The organism is Labrys miyagiensis (genome assembly GCF_030160835.1).
Lineage (GTDB): Bacteria > Pseudomonadota > Alphaproteobacteria > Rhizobiales > Labraceae > Labrys > Labrys miyagiensis.
Genome location: NZ_BSPC01000036.1, coordinates 26,783 through 40,584 on the forward strand (window position 1 = coordinate 26,783; position 13,802 = coordinate 40,584).

General features: G+C 65.4%; 13 protein-coding genes. 2 read left to right on the forward strand and 11 right to left on the reverse strand.

Annotated features, from left to right (window positions below):
* Positions 1-180 precede the first annotated feature (180 nt).
* The 8 genes from QQL24_RS19435 to QQL24_RS19470 all read right to left on the reverse strand — a co-directional run bounded on the left by QQL24_RS19435 (position 181) and on the right by QQL24_RS19470 (position 9,509).
* Complete coding sequence (locus QQL24_RS19435; protein WP_284313954.1) at positions 181-1,014, reverse strand: MurR/RpiR family transcriptional regulator; 834 nt, start codon at positions 1,012-1,014, stop codon at positions 181-183.
* Positions 1,015-1,021: 7 nt separating this feature from the next.
* Complete coding sequence (locus tag QQL24_RS19440; protein WP_284313955.1) at positions 1,022-1,669, reverse strand: HAD family hydrolase; 648 nt, start codon at positions 1,667-1,669, stop codon at positions 1,022-1,024.
* Positions 1,669-3,198 (reverse strand): xylulokinase, encoded by a 1,530-nt coding sequence (xylB, locus tag QQL24_RS19445; protein ID WP_284313956.1) that lies wholly within the window; start codon positions 3,196-3,198, stop codon positions 1,669-1,671. The genes QQL24_RS19440 and xylB overlap by 1 nt, the downstream gene beginning before the upstream one ends.
* Positions 3,199-3,291: 93 nt before the next feature.
* Positions 3,292-4,740, reverse strand: a complete 1,449-nt coding sequence (locus tag QQL24_RS19450) for an aldehyde dehydrogenase family protein (protein ID WP_284313957.1) — start codon at positions 4,738-4,740, stop codon at positions 3,292-3,294.
* 82 nt (positions 4,741-4,822) lie between these two features.
* Positions 4,823-5,836, reverse strand: a complete 1,014-nt coding sequence (locus tag QQL24_RS19455) for an ABC transporter permease (RefSeq protein ID WP_284313958.1) — start codon at positions 5,834-5,836, stop codon at positions 4,823-4,825.
* Complete coding sequence (locus tag QQL24_RS19460; protein ID WP_284313959.1) at positions 5,833-7,407, reverse strand: sugar ABC transporter ATP-binding protein; 1,575 nt, start codon at positions 7,405-7,407, stop codon at positions 5,833-5,835. Before QQL24_RS19460 ends, QQL24_RS19455 begins: the two co-directional genes overlap by 4 nt.
* A gap of 169 nt (positions 7,408-7,576) precedes the next feature.
* On the reverse strand, positions 7,577-8,671 hold the full coding sequence (locus tag QQL24_RS19465) for a sugar ABC transporter substrate-binding protein (protein WP_284313960.1): 1,095 nt from the start codon (positions 8,669-8,671) through the stop codon (positions 7,577-7,579).
* A gap of 196 nt (positions 8,672-8,867) precedes the next feature.
* The gene (locus QQL24_RS19470) at positions 8,868-9,509 is read right to left on the reverse strand and encodes an HD domain-containing protein (RefSeq protein ID WP_284313961.1); all 642 of its coding nucleotides are present in this window, start codon (positions 9,507-9,509) and stop codon (positions 8,868-8,870) included.
* Between the two features lie 130 nt (positions 9,510-9,639).
* Here QQL24_RS19470 and QQL24_RS19475 point away from each other — a divergent pair, with 130 nt between their 5' ends.
* On the forward strand, positions 9,640-10,602 hold the full coding sequence (locus QQL24_RS19475) for a GlxA family transcriptional regulator (protein WP_431310719.1): 963 nt from the start codon (positions 9,640-9,642) through the stop codon (positions 10,600-10,602).
* Positions 10,603-10,692: 90 nt separating this feature from the next.
* Positions 10,693-11,700 (forward strand): SIS domain-containing protein, encoded by a 1,008-nt coding sequence (locus tag QQL24_RS19480; protein WP_284313963.1) that lies wholly within the window; start codon positions 10,693-10,695, stop codon positions 11,698-11,700.
* Between the two features lie 143 nt (positions 11,701-11,843).
* On the opposite strand, the gene QQL24_RS19485 is transcribed toward QQL24_RS19480, so the two are convergent.
* The 3 genes from QQL24_RS19485 to galE form a co-directional block, all read right to left on the reverse strand.
* Positions 11,844-12,284 carry a DUF1801 domain-containing protein gene (locus QQL24_RS19485; RefSeq protein ID WP_284313964.1) on the reverse strand — a complete coding sequence of 147 codons (441 nt, stop codon included), beginning with the start codon at positions 12,282-12,284 and terminating at the stop codon, positions 11,844-11,846.
* 4 nt (positions 12,285-12,288) lie between these two features.
* The gene (locus tag QQL24_RS19490) at positions 12,289-12,675 is read right to left on the reverse strand and encodes a DoxX family protein (protein ID WP_284313965.1); all 387 of its coding nucleotides are present in this window, start codon (positions 12,673-12,675) and stop codon (positions 12,289-12,291) included.
* Positions 12,676-12,760: 85 nt separating this feature from the next.
* Complete coding sequence (gene galE / locus QQL24_RS19495; RefSeq protein ID WP_284313966.1) at positions 12,761-13,747, reverse strand: UDP-glucose 4-epimerase GalE; 987 nt, start codon at positions 13,745-13,747, stop codon at positions 12,761-12,763.
* Between the last annotated feature and the right edge of the window lie 55 nt (positions 13,748-13,802).

Sequence of the window (13,802 nt, forward strand, 5' to 3'; positions counted from 1 at the left end):
TAAGAACGGGGCGAGGGGACACAATCGGCGCGATTGATTCTGCTGCGCCCCATCTCGCCCAGCCGTTTGCGCGAGATGAGGCGTTTCAAGTCGAGCCCCGACCTCAAAGTCCCCTCGCCCCGTTCTTACGGGGAGAGGATACAGGTGAGGGGCTGCGCGACGTTTCCAAACCAGCCAACCTCAATCCATGAACTTTTCCGTCAGCCAGGGATCGAGCGCGGTGAGATTGTCCGGCATGTGGCGGCCCTGCTTCAGGCCGATGGTGGCCACCAGCATGTTGATGACGAGGAAATGGTTCAGCCGCGCCGTCAGCGGCGTATAGAGCTCGGAATGCTCGTAGCGCGGCACGGGAATGACGATGTCGCAATTGCGAGCGAGGTGGGACTGCGGGGCGGTGATGGCGATGGTAGTCACGCCGTTCTCCCGAGCCGTCATGGCGACGTTCACCAGCGTGCGCGTGGCGCCGGAATGGGAGAAGAACACCGCCACCTCGTCGCTCTTCAGCGTCGGCGCCAGCACCATCTGGCGCTGGGAGTCGAACACGGTGCGGCAGTGCAGGCCCAAGCGGAACAGCTTGTGCTCGGCGTCGAAGGCCACCGTCTCGGAAATGCCGAGGCCGAGCAGGAACACGGCGCGCGCCTGGATCATGGCATCGGCCGCCTTCTCCACCGCCACCGGATCGGCGTCGTCGGCGAAGCGCTTGATGGCGTTCATCGAATTGGTGAGGATCTTCTCCACCGCATCGGCCACGCTGTCGCCCTGCTCGATGGCGCGGTGCACGAAGGGCGCGGCGGGGGAGAGGCCCTGCGCCAGGCGCACCTTGAACTCGGGATAGCCGTTGCAGCCGAGCCGGCGGCAGAAGCGCAAGATGGTGGGGTCGGAAACCTCCGCCTCCTTCTTCAGATCCACCATGCTCATGGTGATCACGGCCTCGGGCTGCCTGAGGATGACCTCGGCCAGCCTCAACTCCGCCTTGGAGAGCGTATCCCGTATCTTGGCGACTTCCTTCAGCATGGAACCCTCAATCCGCCGCTACCGTATTAGGCAGCAGGTCGGCAAACTGCGCGAGGCGCGCCTCTTCCGCCACCTTGACGTCCCGCCCGGTGCCCCAGTTCACGATGCGATAGGGCACCTTGGCCGCGGTGGCGCAGTCGCGGTCGATGGTGGTGTCTCCGACATAGACGACCTCATGCGGCTCGACGCCCAGCGCCTCCGCCGCATGGAGCAGGGGACGCGGGTCCGGCTTGGTATAGGGCGTGGTGTCGGCCCCGATCACCACCGACATCAAAGGCAACAGGCCGAAATGGCCGAGCACGATCTCGGCCAGCTCCTGCAGCTTGTTGGTGCACACGCCGAGCTTGATGCCGGCGCCATGCAGGGCCTGCAGCGCCGGGCCGGCATCGGCATAGAGCTTGGAGGCTTCCACCGGATTGGCGCGGTAATAGTCGATATAGGCGGCGACATCCCTGTCGAGATCATTCGTCTTCACGTCGAGCGCCGCGAAGAGCTTGGCCACCAGGGCCCTGGCGCCCTCACCGATGAAGCCTTCCACGAAGGAGACCTTCTGCGGCGGCACGCCGTGATCGGCCAGAAGCCGGTTCATCGAGAGGGCGATGTCGGGTGCACTGTCGACCAGGGTTCCGTCGAGATCGAAAATGACTGCTTTCATCACGGAACCTTTCTGTCGGCAAAACTGGCAAGCTGGCTAAACGTCGCCTGCAGGGCCGGATACAATGTCTTGTAAATGGGATGCATCGCGTCATAGAGGCTGGCGCGGGCAGGGTCGGGCTGGATAGGGGCGGTTTCGGCGACGACCTTCACGGCTTCGTCCAGCGTGCGCCAGCGCTCCGCCCCGACGCCGGCGAGCAGGGCAGCTCCGAAGGCGCCACCCTCGGACGCGCCGGCGACGGTGGCGACCGGACGTCCGGTGACATCGGCGAGCAGTTCCAGCCAGATGCGCGAGGCGGTGGCGCCGCCCGAGGCGCGCAGCCGGCCGCCGGTGAGACCGGCCTCGGCGAAGAGGTCGAGAATGGCGCGCATGTTGAAGAGCACGCCCTCCATCACCGCCCGCGCCATATGGCCGGCGCCATGGCGGCGCGTCAGGCCGACCCAGGCGCCGCGCCCGTCGGCGGCGATGTCGGGGCAGCGCTCGCCCATCAGATAGGGCAGGAAGAGCAGGCCGTCCGAGCCGGGCGGGGTGGAGATGGCGAGCGCCGCGAGCTGGTCGAAGAACAATTCGCCGCCCATCAGCGGCTCCAGCGTCTCCCTCAGCCACTGGAAGGAGCCGCCGGCATTGAGCGAGACGCCCATCACATGCCAGCGATCCGGGGCATTGCCGCAGGAGACCTGGATCAGGCCGCCGCGATTGTCCGGGCAGGTGCGCGCCGCGCCGCCCACAATGCCGGCGGTGCCGATGGTCAGGCCGATGCTGCCGGGCTCGACCACGCCCTGCGAGGTCGTCTGCATCACCGCGTCGCCCCCGCCCGCCACCACGGGCAGGCCCGGCGGCAGGCCCCAGAGCTTCGCTGCGTCGGTGGAGAGGCCGCTGGTGACTTCGCTCGACTCGAACACGGTGGGCGTATGCGCTTCCGTGAGGCCGACGACGGCGAGCAGGTCCGCTGACCATTTGCGCCGGCGCACGTCGAACAGGCCGGTGCCGGAGGCGTCCGAGACGTCGGTGGCGTGCACGCCGGTCATGCGCAGGCGCAGATAGTCCTTGGGATTGAGGAAGCGATGCATGCGCGCGAAGGCGTCGGGCTCATGCTCGGCCATCCAGAGGAACTTGCCGCCGGTGAAGCCGGGCAGCATGCGGTTGTTGGTCAGAGCGAGCAGGGCGTCGAGCCCCCCGACCCGTTCGGTGATGGTGTCGCATTGCGGCGCGGCGCGCTGGTCGCACCACAGCATCGCCGGGCGAATGACCTCGTCCGCGGCATCGAGCGGCACCAGGCCATGCATCTGGCCGGTCAAGCCGATCGCCTGCACTCGCCAGCCTTCGAGGCGGGCCAGCACCGCCCTCATGGTCTCGTCGGCCGCTCGCCACCACAGCTCCGGATCCTGCTCGGCCCAGCCGGCTCGCGGTGTCACCAGCGGATAATCGGCGTTCGCCTTGGCGACGACGTTGCCCTCGGCGTCGAGCGCCAGGGTCTTGCAGGTCGAGGTACCCAGATCGATGCCGATGAAGCAGGGGCGGGAGGTCATAAGGTGGCTCCCTCAAAGGGCTCAACGCAAAAGCCTCCCCCAGCTTCGTGGGGGAGGCTAGTCACGCCCTTTGCAATCACCATCCACATCGTCTCAAGCCCTGTGCCGGATGCGGACATGCTTGAACTGCAGATAGCCTTCCATGCCTTCGCGGCCATGCTCAAAGCCGGTGCCGCTCTTGCGGCGGCCGCCATAGGGGGCGTTGATGATGCCGGCATCGACATTGTTGATGGCGACGGAGCCGAAGGAGAGTTTCTTGGCAAGGTCGAACATCTCGCCGGCGTCGCGCGTATAGGCATAGGCGGCCAGGCCATACTGGGAATCGTTGGCGAGCGCGATCGCTTCGTCCAGCGTGTCATAGGCGCTGATGCCGACGACGGGGCCGAAGGTCTCCGAATTCATCACAAGCATGTCCTGGGTGCAGTCGGCGAGCACGGTCGGCTCGTAGAAATGGCCGACCGGCTTGTCCCCGGGGCGCTTGCCGCCGCAGCCGAGCCTGGCGCCCTTGGCGAGGGCGTCGGCGACATGCTCGCGCACCTTGGCGAGGCCGGCGGCATTGGTCATCGGGCCGAGATCGGCGGTGGGTGTGGCGAGGCCGTCGGCGATCACCAGTTTGCCTGCCGCCGCGATCATCTCACCGACGAAGGTTTCGTAGAGCGGGCGGTGCACATAGATGCGGTTGATGGCGATGCAGACCTGGCCCATGTTGCGGAAGCTGCGCCGAACGGCGCCCTTCACGGCGGCGGCGAGGTCGGCGCTCGGGGCCACCAGCAGCGGGCAGTTGCCGCCCAGTTCCAGCGACACCGACTTGATGCCGCCCATGGTGCGGAAGATCTCCTCGCCCACACGCAAGGAACCGGTGAAGGCGATCTTGTCGATGTCGGGATGGGAGACCAGGGCCTGGCCAGTGGTGGGCCCGTCGCCATTGACGAGGTTGACAACGCCCGCCGGCAGGCCGGCCTCCTCCAGGCATTTGATCACGCCGATGGCCGAGAGCGGCGTCCATTCCGACGGCTTCACCACCATGGTGCAACCGGCGGCAAGGCCGGCGCCGAGCTTCCAGCCGATCAGCTCGACCGGATAGTTCCAGGGCGTGATCGCCGCCGCCACGCCCATAGGCTCCTTCTCGACCAGGCTGAGATGGCCCGGTTCTTCGTTCGGCGCGGTGTAGCCGAGCACGCGAACCGCCTCCTCGGCATAATAGGCGAAGGTCTTGGCGAGCTTGTCGACCTCGCCCAGCGCCTCGTTGAGCGGCTTGCCCTGTTCTTTCGTCATCGCCTCGCCGATCGACTGGCGATTGGCGCTCACCCGTTCGCCCGCCTTGCGCAAGATATCGGCGCGGCGATGGGCGCCGAGATCACGCCAGGCTGGGAAGGCCTTGCGCGCCGCCTTGACGGCGTGGTCGACGATGGCGGCATCGCTCCGCGCCACCGCGCCGATCACCTCTTCGGTGGCCGGGTTGACCACGTCGAGCCAGTGCTCCACGCCCTCCGCCGTCCACTGGCCATCGATGAAATTGGGGTAGCGCTTCACATCAGTCATATCGGGTCCCGGCGCCGGCAGCATGGTCGGCGCTATCTAGTAAAACTACATTTTGGCGAATGAAATCTCACCCGCCCTTTTCCTACCGCGTCGCCGACATGCGCACCCTTATAGCGTCGATGGCCACGGCGACGAAGATCATCAGGCCGCCGATCATCGGCACGTAGAAGGAGGGGAAGTTGACCACGGCCAGGCCAGCCTGGATGGTGGTGAGCAGCAAGACGCCGCCGAGAATGCCGATCACCGAGCCGCGCCCGCCGAAGACCGAGACGCCGCCGATGATCGGGGCCGCGATCGAATAGAGCAGGAAGCCCTCGCCCTGGTTGGAGGTGATCGCCATCTGCCAGGCGGCAAGCATGTAGCCGGCGATGCCGGAGAGCAGGCCGGACAGCGTGAAGGCGATGATCTTGATGCGGTTGACCCGGATGCCGGCGGCTGTCGAGGCCGCGGCATTGCCACCCACCGCATAGATGCTGCGCCCGAGCACCGTGCGCCTGAGGATGATGGCCTCGGTGATCAGGCAGACCACGAAGACCAGCGGCATGATCGGCCAGGTGCTGAGGGTGGCCTGGCCGACCCAGGTATATTCGTCCGGCATGTTGGCGACGGTGTTGCCCTCGGTGATGGCCAGCAAGGCGCCCTGCAGGATGATCATCATCGACAAGGTCTCGATCAGCGAGACCATGCGCAGCCGCGTGACGCAGAGCCCGTTGAACAGGCCGACACCGGCGCCTGCCGCGATGCCGATGAGGGCGGCGCCCCACCAGGGCACACCTTCATTGAGGGTGAGCGCCCCGATCACCGAGGAAAACCCCATGTTCGCGGCGATGGAAAGGTCGATCTCGGCCACCAGCAGCGGCAGGGAGATGGCGAGCGCCAGCAGGCCCAGCACCGTCGCCTGCACCATGATGTTCTGCATGTTGTTGATCGTGAAGAAATAGGGATTGAAGATCCCGAAGATCACGATCAGGCCAAGCAGCCAGAACCACACCACATTCTGCAGAAGCCATTGCAGCGTACCGGATTTGCCACGGCTGGCCGGACGCGCCGTCTCGCTCGTGGCCGGTCTCGATTTGACGGAGGCTCCATCGCTCATGGCTGGCTCATTCCTGTAGCGGGGGTGGCGCCGCGGTCGAAAGCGGCGGCGCGCAGGCGTTCCTTGGTGATATCGGCGCCGGTGAGCGTCTCGACGATGGCACCGCCCGAAAAGACGCAGACCCGGTCGACCGCCCGCACCATCTCGTCGAGATCGGTGGTGATGATGATGACGCTCATGCCACGTCCTTTTTCTGCATCAAGCTTGGTGAGCGCATCGATCTGGCGGTGCACGTCCTCCTTGACGCCGACATCGATGCCGCGCGTCGGCTCGTCGAGGATCAGCAGCTTCGGCCCGGTGGCGATGACACGGCCAAGGCAGACCTTCTGCTGGTTGCCACCGCTGAGGGAATCGCCGGGCGTGGCGAGATTGGGCGCCTTCACGCCCATCTGCCGGAAATAACGCTCGGCCGTCTCGCCTTCACGCTTCGTGTCGATCCAGCCGAAGGAGGAGAGGGCGTCGAGGCTCGACATCACGAGATTGTCGCCGATCGAGCGGATGCCGACCAGGCCGTCGCGGCGCCGGTCGTCCGAGAGATAGGCGATACCGTTCTGGAAGGCCTCGCGAGGGTCGCCAGGCATCGGCTTCTCGGCCCCGCCAGCCATGGAAAAGCGGCCTGAGACCGGCGCCGTGAGGCCGAACATGCAGCGGGCGAAATCCTTGGCGCCGGAGCCCGGCAGGCCGGCGAAGCCGACGATTTCGCCGGGTGCGATGGAAAAATCCGCGATGGCGACGCCAGGGGCGCGCACATCGCGGAAACGAACGCCGGTGGAGGGAGAGAGAACCTCTGGCGCGCGTTTTTGACGGTGAAAGAGAGCGAGATCGTGCCCCAGCACCATTTCGGAAAGGCTGTCGGAATTGAGCGAAGCGATATCGGAGCTCTCGCCGGCGAGCGCGCCGTCGCGCAGCACCGAGACGGCGTCGCAAATCTCGAGGATCTCCTCATTGTAGTGGGAGATGAAGATGAAGGTGACGCCGCGCGCCTTGAGCTCGCGCATGAAGTCGAACAGATGGTTGCGGTCGGCCACGGTGAGCGAGGTGGTGGGTTCGTCGAGGATGATCACCTCGCCGCCGCTGAACAGGGCCCTGAGGATGTTGAGCTTGCGCTTCTCGACCGCACCGAGCAGGCCGGCCGGCGTGTCGGGCGCGATGCCGATGCCCTCGAGCATGCGGGTGGCGTCCTGGCGCAGGCGCTTGAAATCCACGAAGCCATTTCTTGCTGGCCAGCGGCCGAGCAGGAGATTGTCCTCCACGCTGAGCTGCTCCACGATCATCGGTTCCTGCGTGACGAGGAAGACGCCCGCTTCCTCCATGGCCTTGACGTCGTGGCCGGCAACGGGCCGGTCGCCCAGCCAGATCTGGCCTCTGGTCGGCGTGCGCATGCCGGAGATCAGGCCGACCAGCGTGCTCTTGCCCGCCCCGTTCTCTCCGAGCAGGCCATGGATGCTGCCGCGGCGGACGGAGAGGGAAACGCCCTTGAGCGCCTGCACGCCGGCATAGGTCTTCACCAGGTTTTCGGCCCGCAGGATGACATCGGGCTGGGCGAGAGGCTGGGCGGGGGTGGCGGTCATGGGAGTCTCGGAGGCGGGAATTCGCAGGGGTATGGTCATCCCGTGCGCGGTGCAGCATGCAATGCTGAGCCGCAGACACGGGATCGCGAGCAGAAAAACGCGCTCTACTCCTCACGCGATCCCGCATCTGCACCGCAGCACTGCGTAGTGCGGTGCGCGCGGGATGACGCTACTTATATTTCAGCCCCCAGTCGTTATAGGCGATGTTCCCCCACATGCGCTTGTCGTCAACATTGTCCTTGTTGATCACGAAGGGCGGGATGATCAGCGAGGGGCCGGTGAGCGAGTCGGTGATCAAACCGCGCTCCCAGTAATATTTCTTGTTCTCATAGGGGCCTGTCGGCACGGGCTGGCCCTTCATGCCGTATTTGTCGAGCATCTCCACGGTGATCTCGGCATAGGCGATGGGATCCTGGGCGATCGAGGCGTCCATATAGCCGTCCCTGATCCATTGATGGGCGATCGGTTCGCCGTCGATGTTGCAGAAGATGGCATGGCCATCCTCGCCCACCTTTTTCCAGCGGCCCTTCTGCTGCAGGGCGGTGACGATGCCGCGCGAGGGGGTGTCTGACGGTGCGTGCACGGCGTCGAGATCGGGCACTTCGGCGAGCGTCGCCAGCGTCACGGCCTGCATCTTGTCGATGGCGCCCTCGGTGGGGCGGCTATAGACCTTGACGTCCGGATATTTCTGCATGGTGGCTTCGAAGCCTTCCTTGCGCAGGCGCCAGGCGACCGACTGCAGCGCGCCATAGGCGTTGAGCACCGTGCCCTTGGCCGAGCCGTGGCGGGCGGTGAGCAGCTTGACGATCTGCTCGGCGGCCATGGCGCCGCCCTGATAGTTGTCGAAGTCCACCGTGATGGCGACGGCGCCATCCGAGGCGGGCGTGTCGATGATGCCGACGGGGATATTCTTCTTGTTGAAGCGCTTGATGGTGCTGGCGATGGCCTGGCTGTCGATCGGATCGGAGATGATCGCGGCAGGGTTCTTGAGCAGCAGGTTCTGCCACTGCTGGAGCTGGTGGGTGTTGTCGAAATTGGCGTTGACGGCCTGGAATTCCCAGCCCTTCGCCTCGACGGCCCGCTTCACGGCCTCTTCCTGGGCCACGAAGAAGTAGTAATCGAGGCTCTTGTTGGAATAGGGCACGAACGGCTTGCCGGCGGCGATCGCGCTGCCGGTCTGGCCTGCCACGGCCGCGCCGGCGGCGAGCACAGCTGCTCCTTTCAGGAAGGCACGGCGAGACGTTGGGAAAAGTTCCGTTGACATAGATTTCCTCCGCTAAATGGCCGGTTTATCCCGTCCAATTCGTTACATTCGATTTATCTATGTAGTTTTTCTACATTTTGAGAAAGTGTCAAGAGGCCTGCGGAGGCGGCGAGCAGAATTAATCTGGAAGAGGAGGGCGCAGCCGGCGGATAGGCTTCCGCCGTGCCGACGCCTCGTCAGCCGGTCCGGGGCCGGCTCACCCATGCCAATGCGAGCAGCGGATCACGCTGCAGAAGTTTCCGCGCTTGAAATGCGGATCCTTGTCGGCAAGCACGTCGGCCTTCACATTGCCGAAAGTGGTCTCGGGCTTGTGCTTGATGCCGTCATAGAAGGCCTGGATGATGTCTTCCTTGAAATGTGCGGTGCGGGGATGGGCATGCACCACGGCGTCGCGCTCGTGGTCGCTGTATTCCTTGTAGGTCAGGCCGAGCACGTCCATCTCGACGCCCGCAGTGACGAGCGCCACGACGGGATGCATGTGTTGGGGGATGCCTGGCGTTGTGTGCAGGGCGATCGCCGTCCACACCGTGTCGACATCCACCGGCGCGATGTTGCGGCTGCGCAGGAAATCGCGCGCGGCATTGGCGCCATCAACCTCGAAGCGCTCCGTCCTGCTGCTGTGCGCGGGCATCAGGCCGAGATCGTGGAACATGGCGCCGGCATAGAGCAGTTCGGGATCGAACTGCAGCCCGCGATGCTTACCGGCGAGGGCGCCGAAATAGAACACGCGGCTGGAATGGTGAAAGAGCAGCGGGGTTTCGGTGTCGCGCACGAATTCGGTGATGTCGCGGCAGAGTTGGCTATCGGGAACGGCGATCCCCTCGATGAGAGGCGTCATGTCTGTCTCCTGCGGTTTTTGAACGGGCCGGAACCATAGGACCGGCATGGACATGTCTTCAATCGGCGTGTTACGTCATATACAGACAAAACCCGCCGCAAACAGACATGGGCGCCTTCGCATGAAAGAGATGAAATCCATCGTTATCGTTGCCATGCCCGGCGTGCAGTTGCTCGATGTCTCCGGCCCGATGGATGTCTTCGCCGAAGCGAATATCCAGGCGGGCAGGATGGTCTACCGCCTGCTGGTGGCGGCCACGGCGCCGGATGCCATTCGGTCGTCGTCCGGTGCCCGGCTGCTGCCGGACCTAGTCATCGGGCGGGATGATGAGGAAGCCATCGATACGCTGCTCGTCGCCGGTGGTCCTGCCGCGGCAGATGTCATGCCGGATCCGGCCCTCGTCGCCTGGCTGAAGCGGATGGTCCCGAAAACCCGCCGCTTCGGCTCGGTCTGTGCTGGCGCCTTCCTGCTGGCGGCGACCGGACTGCTGGACGGGCGCCGCATCACCACCCATTGGGCGGTTGCCGACAGCCTGGCCAAGAGGCATCCCGCCATCCGCGTTGATAGGGACGCCATCCATATCCGCGACGGCAGGCTGCGCACCGCCGCCGGCGTCACCGCCGGGCTCGATCTCGCCCTTGCTTTGGTAGAGGAGGATCTTGGCCGGGAGGTCGCCATGAAGGTCGCGGCCCAGCTCGTCATGTTTTTCAAGCGGCCGGGTGGCCAGATGCAGTTCAGCCGCAAGGACGAAGCGATGCCCGCCGGCCGCTCGGCGTTGCAGGAATTGCAGCGCTGGGTCGCCGCCAATCCTTCCGAGGATCACAGCATTGCCAGCCTTGCCGGGCGCATGAGCCTCAGTCCCCGCCATTTCGCCAGGCTGTTTCGCCAAGAGGTCGGCCTGACACCGGCGAGCTGGGTGGAGGCCGCGCGCGTTGCGGCGGCCCGGCGGCTCCTGGAAGAAGGGCGCGCTTCGCCCAAGCAGGTCGCGGCAGCCTGCGGCTTTGCCGATGCAGATGTGCTGCGGCGAGCCTTTGCGCGCCATGTCGGCGTCACGCCGGCCGAGTATCGCAAGCGTTTTGCCGCGGCGGCTTGAGCGGGGTAGCGCTTCGAGCCTCTGCGTGGGATCACTGCACACCTTCCGACCCTGATTCTTCCCCACCTTGATTCTTCCAGGGAGTTCCCGATGCAAGAGCATGAAGGCCTGCGGCGCATGCAGGCGGAGATGGACCGCCAATGCGCCGACGCCCTGGCGACCCTCGACGCCGTCAGGGCGGCGGCATCAGCCGCGGCGGCGAGCGCCCGCAGGACGGGCAGCATCGTGCTCGCGGCCATGGGCGGCTCGCACCATGTCAATGTCGTGGTGGCGCCGCTTTATCGCGAACTCGGCCTCGACTGCCGCGCCCATGTCGCCTCCGAACTGCTGTCGGCGCCCCTGCCGGATTTCCCCCACACCATGCTGATCGCCTCGCAGTCGGGCCGTTCCGGCGAGATCGTCGAGCTCGTCGGCAAGCCCGCTGGCGGAAGCGAGCGCTTTGCCTTGACGCTCGAAGGCGACAGCGCGCTTGCCCGTGCCTGCCAGTCTGCGCTGGTGGCCCATGGCGGTCCGGAGCACGCCTTCGCCGCCACCCGCTCCATCACGCTGACGCTCGCCATGCATGGCGCCATCCTCGAAGCTCTCGGCGCTTCGCAGTCGGCCCTGAGGGCGGTCTTCGAAGGCGGTGAGAGCCCCTCGATTGAGGCGGCCGAACGGATACTTGCCGACAGCGAGGCAATTCTATTTGCCGGCTATGGTCCTATGATGGGTGCGGCCAGCAGTGCTGCGCTGGCGATGATGGAACTGGCGCGCGTGGTGACCGTCGGCTTCGAGGGCGGCCAGTTCCGGCACGGGCCTTTCGAGGTGCTGAGACCGGGCCTCGGCGTCGTGCTCCTGCGCAGTGCCGGCAGCGACAGGGCTCTCGTGCGCGCTCTTGCGCAGACGACCCTGGAGGCCGGCTGCGCCACCGTGGTGGCGGACGCCAGCGGCGAGGCGCCAATCCCGGGCGCCAGCACCGTGGCATTGCCGGAAAACACGGGCCTTGCGGCTGCCACCTCGGTGCTGCTGGCGTTGCAGCCGCTCAGTATCGCCATGGCGCGCCGCCGCGTCCCCGGTGATGTCGGCACGCCGCTGCGCACCAGCAAGGTAACGGTCTGATCGCGGAAGACTCCCGGGAAATGGAGAAGGCCCTGCGCGCCGGCCTGTTGCCGGGTTTCGAGCTGGCAGAGATCCACGCCGCCGCGCTGCTGGCTGGGGATACACTTTCCCGAGCCTGACGCTTCAGGGGCCCGCCGAGGTGCTCACATGCGTTCGCCGGGCAATCGGCTGGCCTGTTCGACCCAGGCGGCGAACTGGGCTTCGTCGATTGGCTCGCCCTCATGGATGTGGAAGTAGCGCGTATCCTTGCTCTTGGATTCGCCTGGAGGAACAGGATGCAGCGACATGCCCCGGAAGAAGGCCACCTTCACATAGTTCGTGACGCAATGCATGCCAAGGAACCAGCCCTGGCCGTCCACGCCATAGAGCGGTGAATTCCATTTGACCGCCTTGCGCACGCCGGGGATGGTCTGGGTGATGAGCGTATCGAGGCGGCGCCCGACCTCGCTCTTCCAGCCAGGCATCGCCGCGATATAGGCCTGTACCGGTGCCTCGCCCTGGGCCTTGGCGATCCGGGGATTGCCGCCCGCCAGAAGCACCGGCTTTGCGGCCTGCGCCGACTTGCTGGATGTCTTGCCGGCCATCACCTCACCCTGTCTGCGCGGCGGCGATCAGCAGGCCACCGATGATGGCGAGGTTGGACTGCCAGCCATTGAGGGCGGCGGTGCGGGCGTCACCCTCCAAGCTCCAGAAATTGTGCATCATCAGCGAGGCGAGCAGCGTGAAGACTGCCAGGCCCAGAGCCGAGAGCGCCACCAGCCAGCCGGCCATCAGCAACAGGCCGGCGAGGATCTGGAAGATGGTGCCGCCCAGGAGCACCAGCGGTGCGAAGGGTACGCGGCGGGCGCGAATGGCTTCGGAGACGGGGTGGAAGAGGGCGAGGTGCCGCAGGCCTCCGAACACGAACAGGCCGCCCAGCAGGACCCGCCCGGCGGTCAGCAGTAGCGAGCTCGTTTCGGGAGAGAGCAGGTTCATATGCTTGGCCCTGGCTTGCCGGTTTCCAAAGGAATGAACCCTTTTGGACGCGATCCCCTCACAAGACAAGGCTCTGGCGCCGCGATCAGGCGGCCAGATTGTGCCGGAACCAGGAGACGGCGCTGCCGACGATGGTCTCGATTTCGCGGTACTGGGGATGCCAGTTGAGGAGTTCCGCGGCCTTGTTCGCCGCAGCATAGAGGATGGCGGGGTCGCCGGCGCGGCGCGGCTGGCGGCGGATGTCGAGCCGGCGGCCCGTGCAGGTCTGCACCGCCTGCAGCACTTCCAGCACGGTGGTGCCGATGCCGGTGCCGAGGTTGAAGGCCGAACTCTCCCCCCCAGCGCGCAGATAATCGAGGCCCTTCACATGCGCCTCGGCAAGGTCGGTGACGTGGATATAGTCGCGAATGGCCGAGCCGTCGGGCGTGGGATAGTCGGTGCCCAGCACGTTGAAGGCGGGCGAATGGCTGAACGCCGCCATGATGGCGAGCGGGATGACATGCGTCTCGGGCGTATGTCTTTCGCCGAGCTCGCCTTCGAGATCGGCGCCGGCGGCGTTGAAATAGCGCATCGACGCCCATTTCAGCCCGTAGGCCCGGCCATAATCGGCAAGCGCATGCTCGACCGCCAGCTTGGTGGCACCATAGGGATTGATGGGGTTCTGCGGTGAGGTCTCGACGATCGGCAGGCTTTCGGGAATGCCGTAGGTGGCGCAGGTCGAGGACAGGATGAAATGCTCGATGCCGTTCTGGCGCACGGCCTCCAGCAGGTTCAGCGAGCCCACCACATTGTTGGAGTAATATTTCGCGGGGTCGGTGACGGATTCGCCGACATTGCTGCTGGCGGCGAAATGCATCACCGCCTCGGGTGCGTATTTCGCGATGACCTTGTTGAGGAAAGCACCGTTGCGGATGTCGCCGACTTCGAGGGGACCCCATTTCACCGCATCGGCATGCCCCAGGGAAAGGTTGTCAACACAGACAGGCTGATACCCCGCCAACGCCAATGCCTTACAAGCATGGCTGCCGATATAGCCAGCACCACCGGTAACAAGGACGGTAATCATATCCATTCCCACAACGGTAAAAACGGAGCCTTTCGATCCTGGTTCCCCGTCATCCAAATCT

Excerpts from the sequence above, each read along its gene's own strand:
- QQL24_RS19450 (WP_284313957.1), bottom strand. The coding sequence starts at position 4,740 with ATGACTGATGTGAAGCGCTACCCCAATTTCATCGATGGCCAGTGGACG.
- QQL24_RS19435 (WP_284313954.1), bottom strand. The coding sequence starts at position 1,014 with ATGCTGAAGGAAGTCGCCAAGATACGGGATACGCTCTCCAAGGCGGAG.
- galE (WP_284313966.1), bottom strand. The coding sequence starts at position 13,747 with ATGGATATGATTACCGTCCTTGTTACCGGTGGTGCTGGCTATATCGGC.
- QQL24_RS19460 (WP_284313959.1), bottom strand. The coding sequence starts at position 7,407 with ATGACCGCCACCCCCGCCCAGCCTCTCGCCCAGCCCGATGTCATCCTG.
- QQL24_RS19465 (WP_284313960.1), bottom strand. The coding sequence starts at position 8,671 with ATGTCAACGGAACTTTTCCCAACGTCTCGCCGTGCCTTCCTGAAAGGA.
- QQL24_RS19475 (WP_431310719.1), top strand. The coding sequence starts at position 9,640 with ATGAAATCCATCGTTATCGTTGCCATGCCCGGCGTGCAGTTGCTCGAT.
- QQL24_RS19440 (WP_284313955.1), bottom strand. The coding sequence starts at position 1,669 with ATGAAAGCAGTCATTTTCGATCTCGACGGAACCCTGGTCGACAGTGCA.
- xylB (WP_284313956.1), bottom strand. The coding sequence starts at position 3,198 with ATGACCTCCCGCCCCTGCTTCATCGGCATCGATCTGGGTACCTCGACC.
- QQL24_RS19490 (WP_284313965.1), bottom strand. The coding sequence starts at position 12,675 with ATGAACCTGCTCTCTCCCGAAACGAGCTCGCTACTGCTGACCGCCGGG.
- QQL24_RS19470 (WP_284313961.1), bottom strand. The coding sequence starts at position 9,509 with ATGACGCCTCTCATCGAGGGGATCGCCGTTCCCGATAGCCAACTCTGC.
- QQL24_RS19480 (WP_284313963.1), top strand. The coding sequence starts at position 10,693 with ATGCAAGAGCATGAAGGCCTGCGGCGCATGCAGGCGGAGATGGACCGC.
- QQL24_RS19455 (WP_284313958.1), bottom strand. The coding sequence starts at position 5,836 with ATGAGCGATGGAGCCTCCGTCAAATCGAGACCGGCCACGAGCGAGACG.
- QQL24_RS19485 (WP_284313964.1), bottom strand. The coding sequence starts at position 12,284 with ATGGCCGGCAAGACATCCAGCAAGTCGGCGCAGGCCGCAAAGCCGGTG.